19 protein-coding genes are annotated in these 26,046 nt (G+C 62.7%); 13 read left to right on the plus strand and 6 right to left on the minus strand.

What is annotated here, in order from left to right:
• Window positions 1–101 precede the first annotated feature (101 nt).
• On the minus strand, window positions 102–332 hold the full coding sequence (locus tag J3P88_RS16070) for a hypothetical protein (protein WP_186706776.1): 231 nt from the start codon (window positions 330–332) through the stop codon (window positions 102–104).
• A 154-nt stretch (window positions 333–486) separates the two neighbouring features.
• Here J3P88_RS16070 and J3P88_RS16075 point away from each other — a divergent pair, with 154 nt between their 5' ends.
• Window positions 487–1,023 carry a hypothetical protein gene (locus J3P88_RS16075; RefSeq protein ID WP_411384714.1) on the plus strand — a complete coding sequence of 179 codons (537 nt, stop codon included), beginning with the start codon at window positions 487–489 and terminating at the stop codon, window positions 1,021–1,023.
• A 147-nt stretch (window positions 1,024–1,170) separates the two neighbouring features.
• Here the strand turns inward: J3P88_RS16075 and J3P88_RS16080 are convergent, their stop codons facing one another.
• Window positions 1,171–2,508 carry a cation:proton antiporter gene (locus tag J3P88_RS16080; RefSeq protein WP_434570163.1) on the minus strand — a complete coding sequence of 446 codons (1,338 nt, stop codon included), beginning with the start codon at window positions 2,506–2,508 and terminating at the stop codon, window positions 1,171–1,173.
• Window positions 2,509–2,829: 321 nt separating this feature from the next.
• On the opposite strand from J3P88_RS16080, the gene J3P88_RS16085 reads away from it, so the two are divergent.
• The 6 genes from J3P88_RS16085 to J3P88_RS16110 all read left to right on the plus strand — a co-directional run bounded on the left by J3P88_RS16085 (window position 2,830) and on the right by J3P88_RS16110 (window position 12,451).
• Window positions 2,830–4,215, plus strand: coding sequence for an iron-containing redox enzyme family protein (locus tag J3P88_RS16085; RefSeq protein WP_434570164.1), 1,386 nt, complete (start codon window positions 2,830–2,832; stop codon window positions 4,213–4,215).
• Between the two features lie 11 nt (window positions 4,216–4,226).
• The gene (locus J3P88_RS16090) at window positions 4,227–5,240 is read left to right on the plus strand and encodes a methyltransferase (protein ID WP_434570166.1); all 1,014 of its coding nucleotides are present in this window, start codon (window positions 4,227–4,229) and stop codon (window positions 5,238–5,240) included.
• Window positions 5,212–6,375 (plus strand): carboxylate-amine ligase, encoded by a 1,164-nt coding sequence (locus tag J3P88_RS16095; protein ID WP_207964475.1) that lies wholly within the window; start codon window positions 5,212–5,214, stop codon window positions 6,373–6,375. Before J3P88_RS16090 ends, J3P88_RS16095 begins: the two co-directional genes overlap by 29 nt.
• Window positions 6,372–8,987, plus strand: a complete 2,616-nt coding sequence (gene ligD / locus J3P88_RS16100; protein WP_434570168.1) for a DNA ligase D — start codon at window positions 6,372–6,374, stop codon at window positions 8,985–8,987. Before J3P88_RS16095 ends, ligD begins: the two co-directional genes overlap by 4 nt.
• A gap of 319 nt (window positions 8,988–9,306) precedes the next feature.
• Window positions 9,307–10,833 carry an alpha-amylase family glycosyl hydrolase gene (locus J3P88_RS16105; RefSeq protein WP_186706788.1) on the plus strand — a complete coding sequence of 509 codons (1,527 nt, stop codon included), beginning with the start codon at window positions 9,307–9,309 and terminating at the stop codon, window positions 10,831–10,833.
• Between the two features lie 10 nt (window positions 10,834–10,843).
• On the plus strand, window positions 10,844–12,451 hold the full coding sequence (locus J3P88_RS16110; protein WP_434570171.1) for an alpha-amylase family protein: 1,608 nt from the start codon (window positions 10,844–10,846) through the stop codon (window positions 12,449–12,451).
• Here the strand turns inward: J3P88_RS16110 and J3P88_RS16115 are convergent.
• Together J3P88_RS16115 and J3P88_RS16120 are read right to left on the minus strand one after the other, a co-directional pair.
• Window positions 12,440–13,423, minus strand: coding sequence for an SDR family oxidoreductase (locus J3P88_RS16115; RefSeq protein WP_434570173.1), 984 nt, complete (start codon window positions 13,421–13,423; stop codon window positions 12,440–12,442). The two genes, J3P88_RS16110 and J3P88_RS16115, sit on opposite strands and share 12 nt — an antisense overlap.
• 29 nt (window positions 13,424–13,452) lie before the next feature.
• A complete protein-coding gene (locus tag J3P88_RS16120; protein WP_053119301.1) occupies window positions 13,453–13,866 on the minus strand; it encodes a CBS domain-containing protein in 414 nt (137 codons plus the stop codon).
• 560 nt (window positions 13,867–14,426) lie between these two features.
• Here J3P88_RS16120 and nirB point away from each other — a divergent pair.
• The 3 genes from nirB (at window position 14,427) to J3P88_RS16135 (ending at window position 18,010) form a co-directional block, all read left to right on the plus strand.
• Entirely contained in the window at window positions 14,427–16,988 is a 2,562-nt protein-coding gene (nirB, locus tag J3P88_RS16125; RefSeq protein WP_434570175.1) for a nitrite reductase large subunit NirB, read from the plus strand.
• Window positions 16,988–17,359: a nitrite reductase small subunit NirD gene (gene nirD, locus J3P88_RS16130; RefSeq protein ID WP_186706795.1), complete on the plus strand. Its 372-nt coding sequence runs from the start codon at window positions 16,988–16,990 to the stop codon at window positions 17,357–17,359. Before nirB ends, nirD begins: the two co-directional genes overlap by 1 nt.
• Window positions 17,360–17,569: 210 nt before the next feature.
• Window positions 17,570–18,010, plus strand: coding sequence for a CBS domain-containing protein (locus J3P88_RS16135; protein ID WP_018610425.1), 441 nt, complete (start codon window positions 17,570–17,572; stop codon window positions 18,008–18,010).
• A gap of 229 nt (window positions 18,011–18,239) precedes the next feature.
• On the opposite strand, the gene J3P88_RS16140 is transcribed toward J3P88_RS16135, so the two are convergent.
• Complete coding sequence (locus J3P88_RS16140; protein WP_434570177.1) at window positions 18,240–19,277, minus strand: AraC family transcriptional regulator ligand-binding domain-containing protein; 1,038 nt, start codon at window positions 19,275–19,277, stop codon at window positions 18,240–18,242.
• Complete coding sequence (locus J3P88_RS16145; protein WP_434570179.1) at window positions 19,274–20,188, minus strand: GGDEF domain-containing protein; 915 nt, start codon at window positions 20,186–20,188, stop codon at window positions 19,274–19,276. The genes J3P88_RS16140 and J3P88_RS16145 overlap by 4 nt, the downstream gene beginning before the upstream one ends.
• A 456-nt stretch (window positions 20,189–20,644) precedes the next feature.
• On the opposite strand from J3P88_RS16145, the gene J3P88_RS16150 reads away from it, so the two are divergent.
• The 3 genes from J3P88_RS16150 to tolQ all read left to right on the plus strand — a co-directional run bounded on the left by J3P88_RS16150 (window position 20,645) and on the right by tolQ (window position 26,033).
• The gene (locus J3P88_RS16150; RefSeq protein WP_434570181.1) at window positions 20,645–23,173 is read left to right on the plus strand and encodes a TonB-dependent receptor; all 2,529 of its coding nucleotides are present in this window, start codon (window positions 20,645–20,647) and stop codon (window positions 23,171–23,173) included.
• Between the two features lie 171 nt (window positions 23,174–23,344).
• Window positions 23,345–25,261 (plus strand): phytase, encoded by a 1,917-nt coding sequence (locus tag J3P88_RS16155; RefSeq protein WP_434576489.1) that lies wholly within the window; start codon window positions 23,345–23,347, stop codon window positions 25,259–25,261.
• Between the two features lie 64 nt (window positions 25,262–25,325).
• The gene (tolQ, locus tag J3P88_RS16160; protein ID WP_434570183.1) at window positions 25,326–26,033 is read left to right on the plus strand and encodes a protein TolQ; all 708 of its coding nucleotides are present in this window, start codon (window positions 25,326–25,328) and stop codon (window positions 26,031–26,033) included.
• The last annotated feature ends 13 nt before the right edge of the window (window positions 26,034–26,046 follow it).

Consider the following 26,046-nt stretch of genomic DNA (forward strand, 5'->3'; position numbering starts at 1 on the left):
GAGCTTGCTCCCGCTGGGCTGCGAAGCGGCCCCAAAAGCAGGCGAGCGCTACGCGCCCGAGCGGGAGCAAGCTCCCTCGCCACAAGAGCAGCCGCCTTCGCCTATTCAGTGTTTTTCTTGAACCCACGCAAATTCATCGCACACAGGCAAAACTGCAACACGATCAGCGCATACGCATCCGTATGCAAACCCCAAATCACCCACAAAATATTGCTCGCGATAAAACAACTGAAGCCAGCCACCCGACGTCGGGGTTGGCGTGAGCCGATCAGCCAGGCGGCCAGCACCGTCACGAGCATCGCTGGCCATTGCACCCATCCAAGATAATCCACGCAAACCGTCCTCTTGCCCTTACGCCACTAGAGACCTTTGCCGTTGCGCAGCGTTTCCTCGGATTTCGCCGCACCTGTGGTCCATTGGCTTGAACTTGCCGCGCGCCGGGTTCTTCTAATGAGTCCGAATCATCACCGAGGCACAGCCTGCGCAATGCCCAGAATACTCACCGGGCCAACCCCCGAAGAAGAACTGACGGAACACAACGCCAAACTGTTCGGCTCGCCCAAGGAGCGGCTGGATTTCTACCGCCGGGAGATCCAATACGAAACCAGCATCCTGGCCAACCGAACCGATGCTTACCTGGCCGCCCAGTCCTTCCTGGTGATCGCCTTCGCCTCGTGCATGGCCAACCTGAACCCGGAGTGGGGCAAGTTGTTCACGCTGATCGTGCCGCCATTCCTGGCCTTGCTGGGGTTCCTGAGTTCGCTCAACGCCTGGCCGGGCATCAAGGCGGCCTACGAGATCATCGATCATTGGCATTTCAAGCAGAGCGAACTATTGCGCGCCGAGCCCCTGATGGGCCTGGCCTATGACGAATCGCCCTTGTTCAGCGAACGGGAATCGACCCACAAGGGGTACCGCAAGTCATTGCTGTTCTCGCTGCGTACACCGTGGATCTTCGCCACGTTCTGGGTGTTGCTGGGGGCGTATTCGGTTTATATCCAAGTAAGTGATCCAGGCGGTTGAAACACACCCTTTGAAGTCGGGCATCAGTGTGGCGAGGGAGCTTGCTCCCGCTCGGTTGCGCAGCGACCGCAAAGCTTGGGGCCGCTGCGCAGCCCAGCGGGAGCAAGCTCCCTCGCCACAACAGCGTTCATCTCCTGCCACAGTGGCTCAACGCGGATGCTTGCGGCGCTCGTACCATGCCAGGGTCGGCTGGGTCGTGACCCCATGAATCAAAATGCTCAAGGCCACCACCGACAGGGTGAGGTTGATGCACAGTTGCGCCACGTCTGGCGGCAGGTCATGGTTCAAGGCGAAAAACAGATAAAACAGGCTGCCGATCCCGCGAATGCCAAACCAGCCGATCAGCAGCCGTTGCGGTCCGTCGAGCAATCGCCGCCAAGGAATCACCAACACACTCAACGGGCGAATCACGACGAACAACAGGGCGCCGATCGCCAAGGCCCGCCACTCCCAATGGCTGGCCAGCACAACCCCCAGCAACGTCACCAGGAACACCTCCATCGAGCGTTCCACCAGACTGCCGAACGCCAGCATGTCGCTCATCATGACCCCGGCGGCCAGTTGACCATCGTCCAGCGACTCGGTATCGCCTGCGACGGCTTGCTGGGGATCGACGGTTTCGTGGCCCACCACCGGTTGCACCAGGTGCTCCGCCGGCGGTGCCGTTTCATCGGTGGATTTGACCTCGGCCTGACGCAGTCCCAGCCCGGCGGCGAACACCGAGAGAAAACCGTAGCCCTGGATCCACTCGGCCACGACGTAAGCCAGGGCAATCAGCGCCAGGGCCAGATAGTCGTTGGGCGACAAGGTGCTGTCGGCATTCCTGATGCGCATCGACAAGGTCAACTTGCCGATGCCACGGCCCATCCAGTAGCCGACCAGCAGACCGGCCGGCACGGCCCACAGGACGTTGCGCAGCAGCCATTCACCGAGAAAACCGCTGCCGTCTTCACGCAGCATCAACAGGCCGAGGATCACGAAGGGAAACGCCGTGCCGTCGTTCAGTCCCGCTTCGCCCGACAGGCCGAACCGCACCCGATCGTCATCCCGGGCGTCGTTGACCTGCACCAACGCCGCCAATACCGGGTCGGTGGGCGCCAGCATCGCGCCGATCAGCATCGACACGCCCCAGCTCAGGCCCAACAGATAGTGCAGCGCCAGGCACAGGCCGGCGATGCACAGGATCATCACCGGCCCGGCCAGCCCATAGGCCACGCGCCAGGTCCGGTCGTTGAGGGGCAGGCGCAACTTGAGGCCGCTGACGAACAGCGAAAACACCACCGCGACTTCCGTGAGGTGTTCCATCCACACCGACGAGTCGCTGATGTCCAGCCTCAGCACGCCCAACCCCAGCGGCCCGATGGCAACGCCCAGCACCAGGCACATCGCCGAGGTGGTGACCGGCATCCAGCGCAGATAAGAGGCCGTCAGGGCCAGGGTCAGCAACACCGCACCGAGCACCGCTACCCATACTGTGAACGTCATCGTTGCTCCTTGGATAACCCGGTGCCGACTAACCCGTGGCGAGGGAGCTTGCTCCCGCTCGAGTGCGAAGCGCTCGCGGCATTGGGGTCGCTTCGCGACCCAGCGGGAGCAAGCTCCCTCGCCACAACAGCGCTCTCGACATCTACAACTGGGTGGTTCTCAGCATTCGAGGGCTGAAGCGAAACGAGGGTTCCCATCATCTACGCATCGCCCCGTTTATCCGCCTGCCGTTCAACCCAATGGAATTTTTCGCCGTTCCCAGCGCTCTGCAACAAAAGAGACGTTCTGATTCAGCGTCCGCCGAGAACCCAAGAGGCCCTTATGACTGCGCTGACACCCCTCCAATCCCGGCCAGCCACCGTGCACCCTGTCACCCATGGGGGACAGGTGCGCCAATGCTATGAGCGGCTGTTCCAAGGCCCTGACGACGCGGACAAGCAAGCCGTCGCCCAAGCCTTCCTCCAGCAATGCATCGCGAAGGCTGCGGCTCTGCCCCAGGAGATGCCGGACGATCCCATGGCGCTGTCGGCCTGGGTCGAGCACCACAGCGCCGGCGTCGCCCGGCAATACGCGGATTACCTGGAACGGCGCAAAAGCGGCGGCCCGCGGGAGTTCTTCAGCAACAAGGCCCACGCCCTGTACTTCCTGCAAGCCGTTGCGCCGACCAAACGGGTGGACGGCGCCTGGCTGTATGGCGTGGTCAGGCATTGGCACGACCACCGTTTCGAAGGGTTGCTGTGCACCTACCTGGAAGAGCTGGGGGACGGTCATCCGTCACAGAACCACGTGGTGCTTTATCGCAAGCTGCTCGCCGAACACGACCTGTGTGACGCCCCGGACATCGACGACGACCTGTATCTGCAAGGGGCCGTGCAACTGGCCCTGGGTTATGCCGGCGACGAGTACCTGCCGGAGGTCATCGGCTACAACCTGGGCTACGAGCAATTGCCCCTGCATCTGCTGATCAGTGCTTATGAGCTGAGCGAGCTGGACATCGATCCGTACTATTTCACCCTCCACGTCACCATCGACAACGCCAGCACCGGCCACGCCCACAAGGCCGTGCAGTCGCTGTTGCAACTGATGCCGATGGAAGCCGACCGGGAGGCCTTCTGGCAGCGAGTCACGCTGGGTTATCGCCTCAATGACCTGGGGCAGGGCAGCCGGGCCATCATCGGCGCGTTCGACCTGGATCGCGAAGTGCTGGACATGCTCGAACGCAAACGCCCGTTCGGCCAGCACATGCACTCCGACTACTGCAAGTTCGAAGGCAAGACCGTCAACCAGTGGCTTTCGGAACCGGGCCAGTTGCAAGGGTTCCTGGCGGCGATGCAGAACAAAGGCTGGATCAAGCGTCATGAAGATCCGCAAAACAGCCGTTTCTGGACGCTGATCGATGGGCCAGGCGCGGCCATGTTCGGGGTGTTCAGCCCCTACGAAAAACAACTGCTGCACGACTGGATTGCCGGGGACTGGCGGGATGAGGGCGCAAAATCCGCTGCCCGGCGGGGTTCGGGCGCCGTGTGCGAGCCTGTGACACCGATGGACGATCCCGATGTGCAAAGCCTGGAGCAGGCGCTGCAAGGCCGCACGCCGGACGAGCAGATGCAGGCCCTGGTGCCCTGGCTTTGTGCCCGCTGCCACAGCCATCCGGCCGGACTGTTGGCGACTCGCCGGTTCATCGAACTCAAATCCGCACTTCGCTAGGGGAGCCCTGCATGACTGAGGAAGCACGCCTGTCCGAACCGGACCTTGCGCTGTTACAACTGGGCCGACGCCTGCAAGCCGACGGCTACCGTTTCATCACCCCGACGCCGCTGACCCACGAACGGGTCAACCAGCGGCCCGGCAATGAGCGTTCCAAGACCTTGCGGGACGTGTTCGGCTGGTCGCGGCCGTTTGCGCCGGGGCTGATCAGCGCCGATGAACAGCGGCAACTGCAAGACGCCCAGGTGCTGGAAGCACGCGATGGCTTGCTGTATAGCCGGGTGCGCTGGTCGAGCCTGGATGGCTTGCTGTTTGCCCATTCGCAATTTCCCACCCAGGCCAATGATGCGGTGTTTTTCGGCCCTGACAGCTACCGCTTCGCCCAACTGATCCATACTCATCTGCAGCAGAACTTCACCGCCGTGCAGCGCGCCGTGGACATCGGTTGCGGCGCCGGTGTCGGTGCCATCGTGATTGCCCGTGCCCGCCGTGAAGCGCAAGTGCTGGCCGTGGACATCAACCCTCAAGCCCTGCGCCTGTGCGCGGTGAACGCCGCGCTGGCGGAGGTGGCCAACGTCGAGGTCAGCCGCAGCGACGTGCTGCAAGACGTGGTCGGCGACTTCGACCTGATCGTCGCCAACCCGCCGTACATGGCCGATCCCTCCGAGCGCGCCTATCGCCACGGTGGCGGAACATTGGGCGCCGGGCTGTCGCTGCGCATCGTCGAGCAGGCCTTGCCCCGGCTCACACCAGGCGGCTCGCTGGTGCTCTACACCGGCGTGGCGATGGTGGACGGACGCGACCCGTTCCTGGAAGCGCTGGGGCAATGGCGTGACTCAGCGGATTTCGGCTGGACCTACAAGGAATTGGACCCGGACGTGTTCGGTGAGGAATTGCTCACGCCGGGTTATCAGGACGTGGAAAGGATCGCCGTGGTGGCGTTGGTTGTAACCCGCATTGGCGCAGGTCTCGGCGGGGCTATCGGAGGGACTATCGATGAACAGGCGCATGAAGTTCGGCGTTGAAGAGGAGTATTTCATCACTGATTTGCAAACCCGTTGCATGCCGGGTGACCCCCCCGCGCAAGTGATCGCGGCTTGCCAGGCCGAGCTGGGCAAGCATTTCGCCCATGAAATGTTCCAATGCCAGGTGGAGATGGCCTCGCCCATCTTTCGCAGCCTGCCCGAAGCGGCCGATTACCTGGCCCAGGTGCGCAGCGGCCTGACCAAGCGCTTGGCCGAGCATGGCCTGGGCCTGCTCAGCGCGGGCTCGCATCCGATGGCCACCCAGGTGCTGCAGCCCACCGATGAGCTGCATTTCCAGCAATTGTTCGATGACTATCAGCGGGTGGCGCGGCGCAGCGTGCTTTCGGGCCTGCACGTCCACGTGGAAGTGCCCGCGACCCAGGACCGGGTGCGGGTGATGAATGAGATCCTGCCGTGGTTGCCAATGTTCTTGGCCCTGAGCGCCTCGTCGCCATTCTGGAACGGTGGCAACAGTGGTTTCAGCAGCTATCGACAAGTCGCTTGCGATGAATGGCCGCGCATGGGCGTGCCGGAGTATTTCGAAGACGAGTCGGCGTTTGCCGGCTACGTGGACATGCTCATGCGCACCGGTTCCATTCGCCAGGCCAGCGATTGCTGGTGGGTGATACGACCTTCGTCACGTTATCCCACGCTGGAGCTGCGCATTTGCGATGCCTGCCCTCGGGCAGAGGACGTGCTGTGCCTGGTCTCGCTGTTTCGCCTGATGGTGGCCCATGCCGTCACGCTGCGCCGGCCCGGCGCCCACTACAGTCAGATGTCCCAGTGGATCCTCAAGGAAAACCGCTGGCGGGCCAAGCGCCACGGGATTCTCGCGGAGTTTATCGTCGAGGGGCAGGAGCAACCGATGCTGATCGGTGAATGGCTCACCCTGGCGGAGCAGACCTTCGGTGAAACCGCTGCCGAGTTGGGCGTCCAGGACGTGTTCAAGCAGGCCCGCCGGATCGTCCAGGAAGGCTCCAGCGCCGATCGGCAGATCGTGCTCTACGAACAAGGCCTGCTGCTGGGTGATTCGGTCGAACAGGCCTTGAGCCGCGTGGTCGATCAGTTACTCGCGGAAACCGCCGGGATGCCCGTCGCCGATCCTGCGTTGCAGCAAGTGGCAGGTGGTCCATGAGCAGCAAGACCCTGGATGACTACAACCGCATGCGCGATTTCGCCGCCACCCCGGAGCCGGCGGCGAAACGCTCACGAAAATCGGCAAAAAGCGCCCATGCCCTGCAGTTCTGCATTCAAAAGCACGATGCCACGCGGCTGCATTATGACTTCCGGCTGGAACTGGACGGCGCGCTCAAGAGCTGGGCAGTGCCCAAGGGGCCTTCCCTGGACCCAAAGGCCAAGCGCCTGGCCGTGCATGTCGAAGATCATCCGCTGGATTACGCGACGTTCGAGGGCAGCATCCCCGAAGGCCACTACGGCGCCGGTGACGTGATCGTCTGGGACCGGGGCGTCTGGATTCCCCAAGGGGACCCCCACGAGGCCTATGAAAAAGGCCGGCTCAAGTTCGAGCTGCAAGGCGAAAAACTCAGCGGCCTGTGGAACCTGGTGCGTACCCACATGCCCGGCAAGCAGGAGCAATGGTTTCTGATCAAGCATCAGGACTCGGCCGCCCGCCCCGAGAGCGAATACGATGTGGTCCAGGCCGAGCCGGACAGCGTGCTCAGCGACCGCACCATCGTGCCCAAGCGCCGAGGCAAGGCCGCGGCGGCCAGAGCGGTGAAAAAACCGGAAAAAGCCGCCCAGTCGAAATCACCGAAACGCACCTCGAAAACCACCCTCAGCGGTGCAGTCGCCGGGCCGCTGCCGGAAACCCTCAAGCCGGAACTGGCGACGCTGGTGGAAAGTGCGCCTGACGGTGAATGGTTGTATGAGATCAAGTTCGACGGTTACCGGGTCATGGCACGCATCGAGAACGGCGATGTCAGGCTGCTGACCCGCAACGGCCATGACTGGACCCACAAGTTGCCAAGACAGGCCGAAGCCTTGGCCGCGCTGGGGCTGGAATCGGCCTGGCTCGACGGCGAGATGGTGGTGGCCAACGAGGAGGGCGTGCCGGACTTCCAGGCCCTGCAAAACGCCTTCGAGGCCGGCAGCAGCGGCAAGATCGCCTATTACCTGTTCGACATGCCTTATCTCAATGGCATGGACTTGCGCAAAGTGCCGGTGCAAGAACGCCGGGCCGCGTTGGCCGCGGTACTGGAACGCAACGAAAGCCCCTTGCTGCGGTTCTCCGATGCGTTTGAGGAAACCCCCGATGCGCTGCTCAACAGCGCCTGCCAGATGAGGATGGAAGGGCTGATCGGCAAGCGCGTCGGCAGTGCCTATGTGTCCAGGCGCAGCAATGACTGGATCAAGCTCAAGTGCAAGAATCGCCAGGAATTCGTGGTGGTGGGCTTCAGCGATCCCAAGGGCGCGCGAAGTGCCTTTGGTGCCTTGCTGCTGGGGCTGCATGATGCCGACAGCGGCCAGTTGCGCTACGCCGGCAAGGTCGGCACCGGGTTCAACGAAACCACCCTTAAAAGCATCTACCAGCAACTGTTGCCCCTGGAGACGAAAAAGCCCGCCGTGGTGAATCCGCCCACCGGCTACGAAGCCAAGGGCGTGCACTGGCTCGAACCGACGTTGTTGGCCGAAGTGGCTTTTGCCGAAATGACCAAGGAAGGCTCGGTGCGCCATGCGGTTTTTCATGGCTTGCGTGACGACAAGCCGGCCGAGGCCATTACCCAGGAGCTTGCCAAACCCGTGAAGAAAACCACCGCGAAGAAGAAAACCAGCACCCAGGACGCGCCTGAGGCGACGCCGGCCAAGGGCAAGTCGAAGACAAAAGCCAAGGCGCCGGCCATGGACGGCAAAGTTCGTATCACCCACCCGGACCGGGTCATCGACGCCAGCAGCGGCACCACCAAGCGGCAATTGGCCGAGTACTACGCCAGCGTGGCGGAATTTATCCTGCCGGAACTGGCGGAGCGCCCGGTGGCCCTGGTCCGGGCGCCGGAAGGCATCGCCGGCGAGCTGTTTTTCCAGAAGAACCCCGAGCGCCTGGCGATTCCCGGTATCACCAGCCTGGACAAGGACCTGACCGGGCAACCGGTGATGATCATCAACAACGCCGAAGCGCTGATCGGCGCGGTGCAGATGAGTACGGTGGAACTGCACACTTGGAATGCCACGTCCGTCGACCTGGACAAGCCCGACCGCTTCGTCCTCGACCTTGACCCGGACCCGGCGCTGCCCTGGAAAAGCATGGTCGAGGCGACGCAACTCACGTTGTCGGTGCTCGATGAGCTGGGGCTCAAGGCGTTCCTCAAGACCAGCGGCGGCAAGGGCATCCATGTGGTGGTGCCGTTGACGCGCAAGCTGGGTTGGGATGAGGTGAAGGGCTTTAGCCATGCGATTGTCAGTCATATGGCCAAGTTATTGCCGGACCGGTTTTCGGCGGTCTCCGGGCCGAAGAACCGGGTAGGGCGGATCTTTATCGATTATCTGCGTAATGGACTGGGGGCTACCACCATCTGCGCATATGCCGCTCGGACTCGGGAAGGGCTGCCGGTGTCGGTGCCGATTTTTCGAGAGGAGGTGGCTGAGCTCAAGGGGGCCAATCTTTGGAATGTGCACAATGTTCATGAGCGTCTGGCGGAGGTTGGGCACGAGCCTTGGGCTGGGCTCAAGAAGACCCGGCAGAGTATTACGGCGCAGATGCGTCGGCGTATTGGTATGCGCAAGACTTGAGGTTATGTGTTGGTGTGTATATCCGTTTCTTCGGCAACGGCTCCCGGTCGTACCCCCATCAGGTCTGTGGGAGCAAAGCTTGCTCGCGAGGCGGCCTTACAGCTGGCCTTGTTCATCGAGTACATATCCACTCCTGCGGTAACAGATATGTCCCAGTCAAAAAAACCGGCACCCGAGTCAACTCCCGTTTCCCTGCCTCCCTCAAGAAAAAACGAACCCCGAACGCTTTATCCGGTTCTTAATCTATGTTCCGCGATAAACGGGGCGTCCGGCGGGGCTGCGGTCTTGCCCACCAAACACTGCGATCAAAGGAGGCGACATGCCCAACTCCTTCCCTTCGCCCTGGTGGAAGAACGCTGTGATCTACCAGGTTTATCCACGTTCCTTTGCCGATGCCAACGGCGACGGCATCGGCGATCTTTCCGGCTTGACCGCACGCCTGGATCATCTGCAACACCTGGGCGTCGATGCGTTGTGGCTGTCCCCGGTCTTTCGTTCCCCCATGTGCGACGCGGGCTACGACATTTGCGACTACACCGATGTCGACCCGCTGTTCGGCACCCTGGCTCACCTGGATGAATTGATCGCCCAAGCCCACGCGCGAGGCCTGAAGGTGTTGCTGGATTTCGTGCCCAACCACACTTCGGACCAACATCCCTGGTTCATCGAGTCGCGCGCAAGCCGCGACAACCCCAGGCGCGACTGGTACATCTGGCGCGACCAGCCAAACAACTGGCGTGCCTCGATCGATGGCGGCAGTGCCTGGACCTGGGACGAAACCAGCCAGCAGTACTACCTGCATTTTTTCCTGCCGCAACAACCCGACCTCAACTGGCACAACCCCGACGTGGTGGCGGCCATGCACCAGGTGTTGCATTTCTGGCTGGAGCGAGGCGTGGACGGGTTCCGTGTCGATGTCGTGCATTGCGTCGGCAAGGACCCGAGCTTTGCCGATGATCCGCGCTGCATGGCCGGTGAAACCATGGTCAAGATCAACGACCAGCCGTACAGCCATGAAGTGTTGCGCGGTTTGCGCCGGTTGGTGGACAGCTACCCCGGCGAGCGGGTGTTGATCGGCGAGGTGAACATTCGCTCCACGGCCCAGGTGGCGGCCTATTACGGTGCCAGTGACGAACTGCACATGTCGTTCAATTTCCCGCCTTTGGACGCCCCCTGGGACCCGGTGGTGTTCCGCATGTGCATACGCGAGGTGGAAAACGATCTTGGCCCGTTGCAGGCCTGGCCAACCTGGGTGCTGTCCAATCACGACAATAGCCGACACCGCAGCCGCTACGGCGGTTCGCTGCGCCGGGCCCAAGCCGCTGCGGTCCTGCTGCTGACGCTGCGCGGCACGCCGTTTATCTATCAAGGCGAAGAGCTGGGCCTGGAAGACACCGTGGTCACGGCCCAGACCCGCGTCGACCCGGGCGGCCGGGATGGCAGCCGGGCGCCGTTGCCCTGGACCGTCCAGGCGCCTCATGGCTGGGCCGGGGCCGCGCCGTGGTTGCCCTTTGCGCCACAAGCCGACGTGTTGGCCGTTGAGGCGCAGGAACGAACAGCCGATTCCACCCTGGCGCTGTACCGGCGCCTGCTGGCCTGTCGTCGCGCCAGCCTGGCGTTGCGCCTGGGCGCCTGGGAAGAACTGCCATCGCACCCACAAGTGCTGGCCTATCGTCGTCACTGTGAGGGCGATGAGCGGCTGGTCTGCATCAACTTCGCCGACAGCGAACATACGTTCCCCCTGGCCGACGCCTGGCAGGTCGAAATCGCCAGCGACGGGGCGGGCGAAGGTCAAGTATTCAGTGGCCGACTGGCTGCCGAGCAGGCCGTGATCCTGTGCCGATGAGGAGTGACCGATGAAAGCCAACTGGCACCGAAAGACCCTGATTTACCAGATCGATCCGTCCTTGTTTTCCGACAGCAATGGCGACGGCCGCGGCGACCTGAACGGCATCATCCAGCGCTTGGATTATCTGAAGGCACTGGGCGTTGGTGCTCTCTGGCTGATGCCGGTGTACCGCTCGCCATTCAAGGACGCGGGTTATGACGTCAGCGATTTCATGGCCCTGGACCCACGCTTCGGCAGCGAAGAAGACCTGCGCCAGTTGATTGTCCAGGCCGGGGAGCGCGGCATGCGCGTCATCCTTGAACTGGTGGCGCAACACACCAGCGACCAACATCCCTGGTTCCAGAGGGCGCGGCGCGACAAGGACAGCGTCTACCGGGATTATTACGTGTGGTCCGACACTCCGGTGGACGACGGCAACCAACCGATCTTTCCGTCGGTGGAAGACAGCATCTGGCAATGGGACGAACAAGCCGGGCAGTACTACCGCCATCTGTTCTATCGCCATGAGCCGGATCTCAACCTGGCGAACCCACGTGTGGTCGAGGAAATCGAGCGCATCATGGTCCACTGGCTCGAGCTCGGCATCGCCGGTTTTCGCCTGGATGCCGCTTCGCACCTGGTGGAACAGGCCGGTGGCGAAGATGAAGAGAAGGGCGTCTGGGTACTGGACCGGCTGTTCAAGTGCATGACTGCCATCAATCCTGAAGGCGTGTTGCTGGGGGAGGTGGACGTCGAACCGGAGCGCTACAGCCATTATTTCGGGAACGGCGAGCGCTTGGGACTGGTGCTGGATTTCTGGGTCAACAACCATCTGTTCCTGGCGCTGGCCCGCGGCCAGGCCGAACCTTTGCAGCGCGCGATCACCCGCCGTCCCGCACCGCCGGACGGTGCCAGCTATGCGGTGTGGCTACGCAACCATGACGAACTCGACCTGGAGCGCTTGAGCGAAGAAGAACGTGAGGAAGTGATGCAAGTCTTCGCCCCGGACCCGGACATGCGCCTGTATGGCCGGGGCATTCGCCGACGCCTGGCGCCGATGCTGGACGGCGATGTGCGCCATCAGGCGCTGGCCCAGGCGCTATTGCTGTCGCTGCCCGGCACGCCCATCGTGCGTTACGGTGAGGAAATCGGCATGGGCGACGATTTGTCCCGTCCCGAGCGGCTCTCGGTGCGCACGCCCATGCAGTGGAGCAGCCAGGCCAACGCTGGCTTCTCATCGGCCCAACGCCTCGTCGCTCCGGTGATCGATCAAGGCGCCTTCGCCTACACCCAGCTCAATGTCGAGGACCAGCTGAATGCCCCGGAATCGTTGTTGGGCCGGGTGCGGCCATTGCTGTTGGCCCGTGCCGGCCTGCCTGAGGTGGGCGACGGCGAAGCCCGGCTGCTGACGGTCGATCACCCGGCGGTTTTCGCCGTGGCCCATGTGGGCGAGGCCACCTCGGTGATGTTGGCCAACCTGAGCAACGACACGCTGACCGTGAAGCTGGACGGCCTGGATTTGCACGGCTTCAAGGAAATCATTTCGGACAGCCGATACCCGGCCGCCTTGGATCGGCAACTGACCTTGAATGGCTATGGCTATCGTTGGTGGCGCCGCACCGGATCAGAACAATAACAACACCACCGCCAGCACTCCACCGGTTGCCAGCAACAGCGCCGACACTTGGGTGGAACTGAGGGCCAGCGCCGTATCCCGCGAACGACCGGAGAACCGCCCACGGGTGCGGTGCAGGGACTCCTGCGATTCGAACAGATTGTCCGGCCGTTGGCTGTTGTCATCTTCGTCGGTCATTTGTCCGGCATAGGCGCTGCGAGCCATCAGGCGGTCCAACAGCCCCGGCAACAGGCAAGTGCCGACGATGGCCTTCACGGAGGCGGCGCCGAGCCACAGTTCCCGGGGTGTGCGTTTGACCACGCTGAAAATCGCCCGGGCGGCGACGTCCGGGTCATGAATCGGCGGCACTGGCTGTACGCGCTTGCTCAACTTGTTGCGCGCCCAATCGAACTGCGGTGTGTTGATCGCCGGTAGTTGCACCATGCACACCCGGATGTCGCTGTGGTCGTGGAGCAGTTCGCAGCGCAGTGAATCGGTGAAGCCGCGCACCGCGAATTTGGCCGCGCAATACGCCGCTTGCAGCGGAATGGCACGGTAGGCCAGCGCGGAACCGACCTGGATGATCACGCCGCGATTACGCGGGGCCATGAGCTCCAGCGCCGCCAGGGTGCCGTGCACGGTGCCCAGGTAGGTCACGTCCGTAACCCGGTGGATCTCCTCGGCACTCAGTTGGCGAATGGGAGAGAACACAGTGACCATCGCGCAATTGACCCAGACGCCGATCGGGCCGAGTTCTCGCTCCATTCGCTGGGCGGCGTCGGCTACCGCCTGGGCATCGGCCACGTCGACGCTGATTGTCAGGCAGGTCGCCCCCAATTGCGTCAACTCTTCTGCCGTGGCCGCCAGCGCCTGTTCGCCCCGGGCCAGCAGCCCGACCCGGTAGCCGGCGACGGCAAACCGATGCGCCGTGGCGCGGCCGACGCCGGCGGTGGAACCACAGATCACCACGACAGGTGGGCTTTGTTCCTCCATGGCGCTCGCTCCGCAGTTCCTTGGCTGAATCAGTGAGGTCGCGCAACGCCGCGCAGCAGGTTGGCGCTGAGCTTGTCGGCGTTGCAACTGGCGACATTGGCCAGCGAGACCATGCCCACCAGGCGCTTGTCGCGATTGACCACCGGCAGGCGGCGTTTTTCGATCTGGGCCATGTTCTTGGCCACATGGTCGATCTCTTCGTCGTCGAAGCAGTAGCGCACCTCATCGCTCATGATCCGGCTGACGGGCGTGTCCAGGTCCATGCCGTCGGCCATGGCCCGGACCACCAGGTCGCGGTCGGTGATCATCCCGGCCATGCGGTCGTCCTGGTTGATGATCAAGGCGCCGATGTCGGCCTGACGCATGATTTGCGCCACTTCGCTCAGGGGGGTATCGGGGGAGATCGTGCGTACTTCCCGACTCATGATTTCATTGATTTTCATCGTGGAATCTCCTTTCTCTCGGGTTTGACAGCAAGCCACGGCCCGGGCGTCGTGATTGGCTTTACAGCGACCGGACGGGCTCCTCACTTATTGTGAAAATCCGGGTTGGCGATGGTTCAGGATTTTTGCTGGAGGGGTTGAAAGGCTGCACTTTTATGAAGCCGCAGGCGGGGTGATCGCACCATCGCAAGGCAGTTATTGGCGCTTGCGAGACCGAAGCGAATACCGCTCGGCTTGCGGTGACTGGGCGGGCGTCTTCGCGGGCAAGCCCGCTCCCACAGGGGATTGTCGGTGGAGGGGAGAGCGTGGATAGGGTTGCCGACGAGGTTTGGCACGCTCGCTGCAAGAGGCTATCCAGGCTCGCCGCGAACATAGTCGAGTGGGCAGCCCCGTCGGTCAACGAAGATCGAGTGCCAAAAGGTCGGGGGATAACGGTAGGTCGGGGCGCAGTCGCCGGGCCGATACCGCACAGAACAGGCAAAGACGCCTGGAACCGCAAGGTTTCAGGCGTCTTTTTTTTTGCTTTCAAAATCGTGATGGGCTTTTGTCGGGTGCTTTTTATGAATTCCAACGTTGCTTCTCTGAACAAGCTGCAAACGCTGATCGTGATCGGCAATGGCATGGTCGGCCATCACTGCGTCGAACAATTGATCGAGCGCGGTGCCCTCAATCATTACCGCGTGCATGTGTTCAGCGAAGAGCCGATGCGTGCCTATGACCGCGTGCATCTGTCCGAGTATTTCTCCGGGCGTGATGCCGAGTCCCTGGCCTTGGGCGAAGCGTCGTTGTACCAGACCCCGGGCGTCACGTTGCACCTGGGTGTACCGGTGCTGGAAATCGACCGCCAGGCCCGTGAAGTCGTGACAGCCGGCGAGCGTGTCAGCTACGACAAGCTGGTGCTCGCGACCGGTTCCTATCCCTTCGTGCCGCCGATCCAGGGCGCTGAAGGCGATTCGTGCCTGGTCTATCGCACCCTGGAAGACTTGGACGCGATCCGCGCCGCCGCCAGCAATGCCCGTCGTGGCGTGGTGGTGGGGGGTGGTTTGCTGGGCCTGGAAGCGGCCAACGCCCTCAAGACCCTCGGCCTGGAAGCCCATGTGGTGGAATTCGCCCCACGGCTGATGCCGGTGCAGTTGGATCCGCAGGGTGGCTTGGCCCTCAAGGCGCGCATCGAAAGCCTGGGCGTCGGCGTGCACCTGTCCAAGGGCACCCAGTCCATCAGCGCCGGTGAGCAGTACCGTTATCGGATGAATTTCGGTGACGACGATTTCCTGGAAACCGATCTCATTGTGTTCTCCGCAGGTATCCGCGCCCAGGATGCCCTGGCTCGCCAGAGCGACCTGCAGATCGGCCCACGCGGTGGCGTGGTGATCGATGATCATTGCCAGAGCAGCGATCCGGACATCTACGCCATCGGCGAGTGCGCGGCCTGGAACGGCAGCATTTTCGGCCTGGTCGCCCCCGGCTACCAGATGGCCCGCAATGTCGCGGCCACGCTGTGCGGCGCAAGCGCTGAAGCCTTCACCGGTGCCGACATGTCCACCAAGCTCAAGTTGCTCGGTGTGGACGTTGGCTCCATCGGCGATGCCCATGGCAACACGCCGGGCTCGCGCAGCTTCCAATTCATCGATGAAACCAGCGCCAGCTACCGGCGCCTGGTGGTGGACGCCGCCGGCAAGCGCGTGATCGGCGCAGTGCTGGTGGGTGACAACAGCTACTACGACACCTTGCTGCAATACATGCAGAACGGCATCGTCTTGCCCAAGGATGCCGCCAGCCTGATCCTGCCATCGTCCGAGGGCGCTCCGACCCTGGGCCCGGCGGCGCTGCCCGAAACCGCGACCATTTGCTCGTGCCACAACGTCACCAAGGGCTCGATCTGCTCGGCCATCGACGGCGGTTGCACGGATCTTGGCCAGCTCAAATGCGACACCAAGGCCGGCACCGGTTGCGGTGGCTGCGCGGCGCTGGTCAAGCAGGTGTTCGAGCATGAATTGATTGCCCGTGGCGTCAGCGTCGACAAGAGCCTGTGCGAGCATTTCGCCTACACCCGCCAGGAGCTGTATGCGCTGGTGCGGGTGGAAGGCATCATCAGTTTCGAAGAATTGTTGGCCAAGCACGGCCGTGGCCACACCGGCTGCGACCTGTGCAAACCGGCGGTGGGCTCGATCCTGGCGTCGTGCTGGAACCAGCCGATCATGGACCCGTCCCTGGTGCCGTTGCAGGACACCAACGACACCTTCATGGCGAACATGCAGAAAAACGGCACCTACTCAGTGGTACCGCGCATCGCCGGTGGGGAGATCACCGCTGACAAACTGATCGCCATCGGTGTGGTCGCCAAGAAATACGACCTCTACACCAAGATCACCGGCGGCCAGCGCATCGACCTGTTCGGCGCCCAGTTGCACCAGTTGCCGGACATCTGGTCCGAGCTGATCGAAGCCGGCTTCGAAACCGGTCACGCCTACGGCAAATCCACGCGCACGGTGAAATCCTGCGTGGGCAGCACCTGGTGCCGCTATGGCGTGCAAGACAGCGTGCAAATGGCGCTGACCCTCGAAGACCGCTACAAAGGCCTGCGCTCGCCGCACAAGCTCAAGTTCGCGGTGTCCGGTTGCACCCGCGAGTGTGCCGAGGCCCAGAGCAAGGACGTCGGCGTGATCGCCACGGAGAAGGGCTGGAACCTCTACGTGGCCGGCAACGGCGGCATGCGTCCACGCCATGCCGAACTGTTCGCCACGGACCTGGACGACGCCACGCTGATCCGCTACATCGACCGCTTCCTGATGTTCTACATCCGCACCGCCGACAAACTGCAACGCACCTCGGTCTGGCGCGAAAGCCTGGAGGGCGGCCTGGACTACCTCAAGAACGTCATCATCCACGACAGCCTGGGCCTGGGCGCCGAGCTCGAAGCGCAGATGCAACTGGTGGTCGACCGCTACGAATGCGAATGGGCCAATGCCCTGAAGGACCCGGAGAAGCTCAAGCGTTTCCGCACCTTCGTCAACGACAAGCGCGGCGATCCGGATGTTCATTTCGTCCGCGAGCGCGGCCAGCGTCGGCCAGTGCATGCCCATGAACTCCACCTGATTCCCGTTACCGAGGAGGTGCTCTGATGAGCCAGTCAAATGTCGTTCGTATCGCTCAAGAATCCCTGCAATGGCGCGCCCTGTGCAGCCGCGAGGATCTCGTGCCCAACTCCGGCGTGGTCGCCTGGCACGACGGCAGCCAAGTGGCGTTGCTCTATCTGCCGGAGCATGAGGACAAGCCGCTGTACGCCATCGACAACCGCGACCCAAAGTCCGGCGCGAACGTCATCGGCCGCGGACTGTTGGGCAGCATCAAGGGTGACCTGGTGATTGCCTCGCCGATGTACAAGCAGCATTTCCGTCTGGAAGACGGCCATTGCCTGGAATACCCGGAACAAAGCCTGCGGGTGTGGCCGGTGCGGCTCAACGGTGATGTGGTGGAGATTGGCGAAGACTGATCCGTGCTATGCCTGCTGTTGTGGTGCTCCTGCAGTGCTCTAGCAGTGCTCTTATGGTGCTCTAGCAGTGCAGTGCTCTTGTGGCGAGGGAGCTTGCTCCCGCTGGACCGCGCAGCGGTCCCAAAATCTTGCGGTCGCTGCGCAACCGAGCGGGAGCAAGCTCCCTCGCCACGAACAGCGGGTCACTTCTTATTGAAATGGGGATGAACAATGAAAACCGCCGCCCAACTGGTCCGGCTCAAGAGCGTGCAGAACCAGCAGGTCCACAGCATCGCCCCCGAGCAGACGGTGCTCGAAGCCCTGCAAATCATGGCCGAGAAAAATGTCGGCGCATTACCCGTGATCGAGGACGGCCAGGTGGTAGGGGTGTTCAGCGAGCGGGACTATGCACGCAAGATGGTGCTCAAGGGACGCTCATCGGTGGGCACGACCGTTCGGACTATCATGAGCGCCCCGGTGATCACCGCCGACAGCCAGCAGAGCATCGACCGCTGCATGGAAGTCATGACCGACAGCCATTTGCGGCACCTGCCGGTGCTGGATAACGGGCAGTTGATCGGCCTGTTGTCCATCGGCGACCTGGTGAAAGAGGCGATTGTCGAGCAGGCGGACTTGATCCGGCAGTTGGAGCATTACATTCGCGGGCATTGACCCCGATTCGTTGTCGCGGTGAATCGCTCCGCTGTTGTGGCGAGGGAGCTTGCTCCCGCTGGGCCGGTCCGATGCTTCGGGCGCAGCGGCCCCAAGTTTTTGCGGTTGCTGCGCAACCGAGCGGGAGCAAGCTCCCTCGCCACAGCAGTTCACCGCAAGCTTACTTTGCATCCACCCGAATCCAGTGTGGGAGCTTGCTCGCGATGAGGCCTTTATCAAGCTGCCCCCTTCAGCCCAACATCAGCAATTGCCGGATCAGATTCGGCGTACTGCCGGTCCAGCGCTTGAACGAGCGACGAAAGTTCGCCGTGTCGTTGAAGCGCAGGTACTGCGCCACTTCCTCGTTGCTGAACCCCTTGACTTGATACAGATACAAGGCCACATGGGTGTGCACCCGGTCCACCTGTTGCTGGAACCCGGTGTGGTGCTTGTGCAATTTGCGCTTGAGGGTCGCCGGGCTCATGGCGAAGGCCTGGGCGGTCTGTTCCAGGCTTGGCGTCTGCTGCACATGGGTGTGCAGGTAGTCGTAGAGGCAATCCAGGAAACTTGAGGCGAAACCCAGTTGATCGAGCTGGTCCCGGGCTTCGATCCGCGCCACCTGGCCGGCGGTGGCCGAGACGTTGGGCCAGGGTTGGGCAAGGCAGTGGCGGGGCAGACGCATCAGGTCCAGAGGGCGGTCGAATTGGGTGTGCTCACCCAGGTGCACCCAATATTGTTCGACGTAACGCGGCTCGCCGTGGCGAAAACTGCACTGCCAGGGCAGGCGTTCGCCGCTGAGCCAGGCGCTCATCGCCACCATCGAGGTCATGCTCGCTTCCAGCACGAAGCGCCATTGTTCGTCGGCACCGCAGCTGTCCAGCCAATGGACATAGGCGTAGTGCTCGTCCAGCAACAGGCGCGGAGCCGCCAACGGGCTGAGCAGTGCCTGCTGGTCGATCAGGGTCTGCAGGGCCTGATGCAAGTTCTGCGCGTGACGCAAAGCGTGGCTCGCGGGGCCGTAATGCCCCGGCAACAGCCGCTGGCCAAACAGGAAGCTGCTGTCGCTGGCATCCAGCAGGCGCCGGCTGTTGTCGATCAGGCCGAGGAACTGCTGCGGGCTGATGCGGCTCTGTCCGGCGAGGATATCGTCATGGAACAGCCCGGTGCCGCGCAGGAGGCGATGGCTGTCGATGTCCCGCGACAATGCCAGGTCGATCAGCGCGGCAGGTTGATAGTGTCCCGGAATGAAGCGGCTATCGGTTTCGTACCAGCAGGTCTTGAGCGTCATGCGCTTTTCGCCAACGGGGTCCGGGACTGGGCGAGCGCCAGGTTCAGGCGCTTGAGCAAGGCGTCGGGGGATTCGTCGAACGCCATCACCACCGCTGTGCTGGCTGTCAGTTGGAGCCGCTCGCCGTGTTGTCGGGTCTTGTGAGCCAGGCTGCGCACCGCGATTTCCAGTTCCAGGGCCAGGCGTCGGGCCTGGCTTTCGCCGGTGTCGGGCAGCAGCACCACGAAGCGATCACCGGCCAGGCGGCACAACAGGTCCTGGCGGCGCAGGTTCAAGACCAGTAACTGGCTGATCGCCTGCAATACCGCATCGCCTTCGCCATGGCCGAAACGCTGGTTGATAGCGGTGAAGTTATCCAAGTCCAAGGCCAGCAGCGACAGCGGTTGTTGGCGACGGCGGCTGTCCTCCAGGCTGGCGGACAGCTCATGCTTGAGAAAGTCGGCGCCACCCAACGGGGTGAGCTTGTCGAACAGACGGTGCTCACGGAACAGTCGCTCGCGCTTCTCCATCTGACCATTGATTGCCAATTGTTCGCGGTGCCAGTGGTAGATGCCGAGGGTCAGCAGGATCATGCCCAGCGGCATCGGTCCGGATTCGAGCCAGTGATCCCAGGTGATGCTGTCGGGCAGGCGGATGAATTCGTCGAGACTGTCGATCCACCAGGAAAAGAAGATGCAGCCCAGGCCCAGAACCAGATAATTGGTGACCCGGCCGGCGGGGCGGCTTTTGAGTACCAACCCCAGCCAGACCAGCGCCAGCAGCGCCGAGCCACCTTCACCGAGGATGTCCAGCCAGACCCATTCGGCGATGGGTTTGAGTTCGCCGCTGGCCAGGTGCAGGAGCAACCCGAAGTTGGCCGCCAGCAGGAGCAGGGCGAGTTTGAAACGGTGCGGGCGGAGCACGGAGAACATGGCCGGAATCCTTTGCCAGAAGCGGAATGCGGCCCAGCACAGCAGATGAATGTGACAGTGCGGTGACGGCGAGTGATGGGGTGGGGGAGGTCGAATCAGCTCATCGGTTATCCGGTTTTTTTGCCGCAATCCTTGTGGCGAGGGAGCTTGCTCCCGCTGGGGTGCGAAGCACCCCTCCAAAAAACCAAGCGCCACGATACTTACAGGCACGCCGCATCGTCCGATTTGCGGCTGCTGCGCAGCCGAGCGGGAGCAAGCTCCCTCGCCACGAGGAACACACCCGTCGTAAAAGAGGGTCGTATCAGCTCATTGTGTGCCACGAATCCACTCAAAACCTACCCGCTTGGCTTCTGCGGCCCCTGCCTGTCACAGAACCGTCATTCCCCACCCCTAGCGTGCCCTCCCAGTTGCCGGGCCATTGCCTGGCGGATTTCCGGATTCCTGGGGAGGATCACCATGTATCACCGCACAAGCACTGCCGGGCTCGTCGGTTTCACCATCACCGCGTTGGCCATGGCGATTGTCAGTGAGCGACTGAGCGCCGCGGAGCAGGCGGCCGGTGCCACGGAACACGTTGAAGTGGTCGGCCAGGCGGCCAGTATCGACCAGGCCCTCAAGGAGCAGCGCAGCGCCGACAGCATCAAGAGCGTGGTGCACGCTGACGGCGTGGCGCAATTGCCCGATGAAAACGTCGCCGAAGCGGTGCAGCGCCTGCCGGGTGTCAGCGTCGAGCGCGACCAGGGCGAAGGCCGGTTTGTCAGCGTGCGCGGCCTCGGGCCGGACCTCAACAGCGTGACCATCAACGGCACCCTGGTACCGGCGCCGGAAAGCGAGCGTCGCGCCGTTGCCCTGGACGTGTTGCCCTCGGAGCTGGTGCAGTCGTTGTCGGTGATCAAGACCCTGACGCCAGACATGGACGCCAACTCCCTGGGCGGAACGGTGGACGTCAAGAGCCTCTCGGCCTTCGATCACAAGGGCCTGTTCTATACCGGCAGCGGCGAAGCCAGCTACGACAAGAACACCGGCCAGACCAGCCCGAAATTTTCCGGCGCCATCAGCGACCGTTTCAGTCTTGGCGATGGCATCGACAACTTCGGCGTGGCCGCGGCACTGAGTTGGCAGAAACGTGACTTCGGCTCGGACAACGTCGAAACCGGCGGCGCCTGGGACTTCGAACAAGGCTCACGCCTCGAAGAGTTCGAACAGCGCGACTACGACATCCGTCGCGAGCGGGCCGGCGGCGGCTTGAACTTCGATTACAAGCCCGATGACGTCAGCAGCTATTACCTGCGCACGCTCTACAGTCGCTACAAGGACAGCGAAACCCGCAACGCCACCAGCATCGCTTTCGAAGACCCGCAGGCCGCCGGTGAACTGGGCGACGCCGAGGGCCAGCGCAGGCTCAAGCAACGGGAAGAAACCCAGGAAATCCAATCCTACGTGCTCGGCGGCGAGCGGATGTTCGGTCTGTGGACCCTGAGCGGCCAGGGTGGCTACAGCGAATCCAGCGAAGACAGCCCTGGCCACATTGCCGGCGCCACCTTCGAAGGTATCGATGGTTTCAACGGCGGTTTCCATGACAACGACAAGCCACGGCCGATCATAGGCGAAGGCTTCTACGATCCGACCAACTTCAGCCTCGACAAGGTGGACTGGGAAGAGCAAAAAACCACCGACACCGAGAAAAACCTGCGCCTGGACCTGGCCCGGGACTATGACCTCGGGGGGTATGCCTCCCAGGTCAAGTTCGGCGGCAAAGTCAGCCGGCGGGACAAGGACAACGACCTCGATGCCTGGGTCTACGAGGATTTCGACGACCTGGGTTTCACCGACAAGCAACTGAACCTTGGGCAGTTCCAGAAAGGCAACGTGGATTACCGCCTCGGGCGCTTCGGCCCGGGCATCAGCGCCGATGCCATCAAGCAGTTGTTGGGCGGCCTCAATCGCGATGATTTTCTTGACGAGCAAGAGTCGCGTGTCAACGACTTCAAGATGAGCGAGGACATCAACGCCGGCTACCTGATGAACACCGTCGACATCGATGACTGGCGTTTCATCGCCGGCATGCGCTACGAAGGCACCGAGTTCGAAGCCAAGGGCACCGGCGCCACCGACGGGGTATTTACCGATACCGAGACCCGACGCAAGTACCACCACTGGCTGCCGGGCCTGCATGCACGCTACCAACTGGACAAGAACACCCAGGTGCGTGCGGCGTGGACCAAATCCGTGGTGCGTCCGACCTTCGGGCAACTGGCGCCGGGTTTTGTCATCGACGATGACGAGGCCACTTTCGGCAATCCGGACCTCAAGCCGCTGGAATCGAGCAACCTGGACCTGGGCATCGAGCACTTCATGGGCCACGCCGGCACGGTCTCGGCCTTTGTGTTCTACAAGGACATCAAGAACTTCGTCTACAACACCGACCTGGCCGGCACTGGCGCCTGGACTGATTTCGCCGAGGCCCACAGTTACGCCAATGGCGACAGCGCCAAGCTGTATGGCCTGGAATTGGCCTACTCGCAAAAATTCGATTGGCTGCCGGCACCCTGGAACGGCCTGCTGCTCGGCGCCAACACCACCTTCAGCCGTTCAGATGCCGAGATCGAGGGTTTCGACCAGGCCAGTGGCACCCAGCGCAAGCGCAGCATCGACTTGCCGAACCAATCGGACACGGTCGGCAACCTGATGTTGGGTTGGGAAAACGACAAGCTGAGCCTGCGGCTGTCGGCCAACTACAAGTCCGCGTACCTGTTCGAGCTGGCATCCATCAGCGACCGCGACCATGACCTGCACGTCGATGCACAGACCTTCGTCGATTTCAGCGCGCGTTACTCCCTGACCAAGAACCTGCAAGTCAGCCTCGAGGCCCAGAACCTCACCGACGAATCGTATTTCGTCTACACCGGTCACCGCTCCTATAACGGCCAGTACGAAGAGTACGGCCCGACGTACAAGCTGGGGCTGACGTTTACCCATTTCTGACCACCGATGCCAATCCCTGTGGCGAGGGAGCTTGCTCCCGCTTGGGTGCGTAGCGCCCACAAGAAAGGTCTGCTGCGCAGCCCAGCGGGAGCAAGCTCCCTCGCCACAGAAAATGGCGAACCTGCGATTTCTGAGTTCGGCCCAACGACAAGGATTTTCCCGTTGAACACGATGTTGTCTTTACCCAAGCACTGCCTGCTGACAATGCTGATCAGCCTGGCATCGGTCACCGCCCTGGCCGCTTCCCCAGCGCCCAAGCTGAAGCTGCAACCCTGGCCCCAAGCCCAGCAACTGTCGCTCAATGCCCTGGGATTCTTGCCCGGCGCTGCAACGACCGAGCGGCTGGCCAGTGCCCGCGAAGGCTTGTTCTTGCTCGATGACCAAGGTCGCGAATTGACGCGCCTGAAAGGCGCCTTCGACGGCATCGACAGCCGTGCGCTTGGCGCGAACGTGCTGGTGGCCAGCCTCGACAGCACGCGCCAGCAAGCGTTGGTCGTCAGCCTCGATCCACACAACCGCCAGTGGGGTACGCCGTTGTACCTGCCCACGCGGGACTTCCCGGTAAACGGTCTGTGCCTGTACCGCGACGAAGCGAGCAACCTGTTTGTGTTCCTGGTGGGTGAGGAGGGCAAGGGTGAGCAATGGCTGGTGGGCGCTGGCGAGCAACTGGGCGCGACGGCCCAACGGGTGCGTGGCGTGCCGCTGCCGCCGGATGCGAAGACCTGCCAGGTGCAGGACGACAGCCAGCAATTGTTCGTCAGCGAAGAACGGGTCGGCTGGTGGGCCTACCCGGCATCCTCCGAAGCCGAGACCGTGCGGTTGCCGGTGGCGATGCATGCGCCGTTCGGTGATATCCAGCAGGCGGCCGGCGCCCTGGCCGTAGTGTCCGGCGTTGTAATGGGCCTTGACCCCAACGCCGCGCAGTTGCATCTGTATCAGCAGGACGGTGAACGCTGGGCACCACGCGCCAAGCTGTCGTTACCAGGCCTGAAGGAGCCGGAAAGCCTTGCGGCACGCCGGACGAAAACCGGTATCGAAGTGCTGCTGCGCGACGATGACGACGGGCACCTGTACCAAGGTGAACTCGGCTGGCAACCCAGCCCCGCGCCGTTGGCGCCGGTCCTGCCGAGTGTCGCCGCCATCGCCCAGAGTGAACCGGTGGCCCGTCAGGGGGATGCCGCGGATGACCCGGCGATCTGGATACATCCGACTACGCCCGGGTTGAGCCGGGTATTGGGTACCAACAAGAAGCAAGGCCTGCTGGCCTACGACCTGCAAGGCAAGTTGCTGCAAGAGCTGCCGGTCGGGCGCCTGAACAACGTCGATGTGCGGCCTGGCTTCAAGCTGGGCACGCAAACCGTCGACCTGGCGGTGGCCAGCAACCGTGATCGCAACAGCTTGAGCCTGTTCAGCATCGACCGTGCCAGCGGCGAGTTGCGTGAAGCGGGGGAGATTGCGACGTCCTTGAAGGAAATCTACGGCATCTGCCTGTTCCAACCGGCCGAAGGTGAACTGTATGCCTTCGCCAACGGCAAGGACGGGCGCTTCGAGCAGTACCGCCTCAGCGCGCCGGACGGCGTAGTGCGCGGTCAGTTGGTGCGCCAGTTCAGCGTCGCCAGCCAACCCGAAGGGTGCGTGGCCGATGAGCAGCGCCAGCGCTTGTTTCTGGGTGAGGAGGACGTGGGCGTCTGGACAGTGGATGCCCGGGCCGAACAGCCGGCCACGTTGAACAGTGTGATCAAGGTCGGCCCGCCGTTGCACGCCGACGTCGAAGGCATGGCCTTGTATCAGGCCAAGGACCGCGACTACCTGGTGATCTCCAGCCAGGGCAACGACAGCTACCTGGTGCTCGATGCCGAGCCGCCCTTCGCCGTGCGCGGCGCCTTCCGAGTCGGCCTGAACGCCGCCGCAGGAATTGATGGCGCGTCGGAAACCGATGGCCTGGAAGTGACCTCGGCGAACCTCGGCGGGCCGTGGAGCCAGGGGATGCTGGTGGTCCAGGACGGCCGCAAGCGCATGCCCGAGCAGACCCAGAACTTCAAGTTCGTGCCCTGGGCCGACGTCGCGAAAGCGCTCCATCTGCCTTGAGCGTCGCTGTCATCAACCGGTCACGAACATTTCATCGAATAACCGCCAGACAGGAGTTTCAACCATGCAAGCCACTTTGGAACACATGACGATCTGGGGCCTGATCAGTGAAGCGAGTCTGCTGGTCAAGGCGGTCATGCTCACGTTGCTGCTGGCCTCGTTATTGAGCTGGTACTTGATTATCCAGCGCAGCGCCGTGCTGCAGCGCTACGAGCGTCAGCTTAACGGTTTCATGCAGCGTTTTCGCGGCGCACAGGACCTGTTGCCCTTGTACCGGGAACACGCACAAGTGCGCGAAGAAGACGGTGGCGTCACGCCGATTTTCCAGGCGGGTTTGCTGGCTTTCACTCAGCTCAACCAGCCCTCCAGCACGCCCGAGGTGGTGCTGGAAGGCGTCGAGCGCTCGCTGCAGGTGGCGATCAGCGAACAGGAAGTCCACTTGGAGAAGGGGTTGCAGTTTCTGGCCACCGTCGGCTCGGTCAGTCCTTACATCGGCTTGTTCGGCACGGTATGGGGGATCATGAATGCGTTTATCGGCCTGTCCCAAGTGCAGCAGGCCAGTCTCTCCACGGTGGCTCCGGGCATCGCCGAGGCGTTGATCGCCACGGCCATCGGCTTGTTCGCCGCAATCCCGGCGGTGATTGCCTATAACCGTTTCGCGGCCCGTGGCCAGACGCTGCTGACCCGTTACTACGCGTTTGGCAACGAGCTGCAGGCGCGTCTGCACCGCAAGCTGCACGGTGCCCCGGCGAACATGGCCGCGGCCGCTTGAAAGGAGAGGGCAA

The organism is Pseudomonas sp. Z3-6 (assembly GCF_051131985.1).
Classification (GTDB): Bacteria; Pseudomonadota; Gammaproteobacteria; order Pseudomonadales; family Pseudomonadaceae; genus Aquipseudomonas; species Aquipseudomonas zanjanensis.

Excerpts from the sequence above, each read along its gene's own strand:
- J3P88_RS16105 (WP_186706788.1), top strand. The coding sequence starts at position 9,307 with ATGCCCAACTCCTTCCCTTCGCCCTGGTGGAAGAACGCTGTGATCTAC.
- J3P88_RS16150 (WP_434570181.1), top strand. The coding sequence starts at position 20,645 with ATGTATCACCGCACAAGCACTGCCGGGCTCGTCGGTTTCACCATCACC.
- J3P88_RS16110 (WP_434570171.1), top strand. The coding sequence starts at position 10,844 with ATGAAAGCCAACTGGCACCGAAAGACCCTGATTTACCAGATCGATCCG.
- J3P88_RS16080 (WP_434570163.1), bottom strand. The coding sequence starts at position 2,508 with ATGACGTTCACAGTATGGGTAGCGGTGCTCGGTGCGGTGTTGCTGACC.
- J3P88_RS16145 (WP_434570179.1), bottom strand. The coding sequence starts at position 20,188 with ATGTTCTCCGTGCTCCGCCCGCACCGTTTCAAACTCGCCCTGCTCCTG.
- J3P88_RS16095 (WP_207964475.1), top strand. The coding sequence starts at position 5,212 with ATGAACAGGCGCATGAAGTTCGGCGTTGAAGAGGAGTATTTCATCACT.
- J3P88_RS16155 (WP_434576489.1), top strand. The coding sequence starts at position 23,345 with ATGTTGTCTTTACCCAAGCACTGCCTGCTGACAATGCTGATCAGCCTG.
- J3P88_RS16120 (WP_053119301.1), bottom strand. The coding sequence starts at position 13,866 with ATGAAAATCAATGAAATCATGAGTCGGGAAGTACGCACGATCTCCCCC.
- nirB (WP_434570175.1), top strand. The coding sequence starts at position 14,427 with ATGAATTCCAACGTTGCTTCTCTGAACAAGCTGCAAACGCTGATCGTG.
- J3P88_RS16140 (WP_434570177.1), bottom strand. The coding sequence starts at position 19,277 with ATGACGCTCAAGACCTGCTGGTACGAAACCGATAGCCGCTTCATTCCG.
- tolQ (WP_434570183.1), top strand. The coding sequence starts at position 25,326 with ATGCAAGCCACTTTGGAACACATGACGATCTGGGGCCTGATCAGTGAA.
- J3P88_RS16090 (WP_434570166.1), top strand. The coding sequence starts at position 4,227 with ATGACTGAGGAAGCACGCCTGTCCGAACCGGACCTTGCGCTGTTACAA.
- nirD (WP_186706795.1), top strand. The coding sequence starts at position 16,988 with ATGAGCCAGTCAAATGTCGTTCGTATCGCTCAAGAATCCCTGCAATGG.
- J3P88_RS16075 (WP_411384714.1), top strand. The coding sequence starts at position 487 with ATGCCCAGAATACTCACCGGGCCAACCCCCGAAGAAGAACTGACGGAA.
- J3P88_RS16135 (WP_018610425.1), top strand. The coding sequence starts at position 17,570 with ATGAAAACCGCCGCCCAACTGGTCCGGCTCAAGAGCGTGCAGAACCAG.
- ligD (WP_434570168.1), top strand. The coding sequence starts at position 6,372 with ATGAGCAGCAAGACCCTGGATGACTACAACCGCATGCGCGATTTCGCC.
- J3P88_RS16115 (WP_434570173.1), bottom strand. The coding sequence starts at position 13,423 with ATGGAGGAACAAAGCCCACCTGTCGTGGTGATCTGTGGTTCCACCGCC.
- J3P88_RS16085 (WP_434570164.1), top strand. The coding sequence starts at position 2,830 with ATGACTGCGCTGACACCCCTCCAATCCCGGCCAGCCACCGTGCACCCT.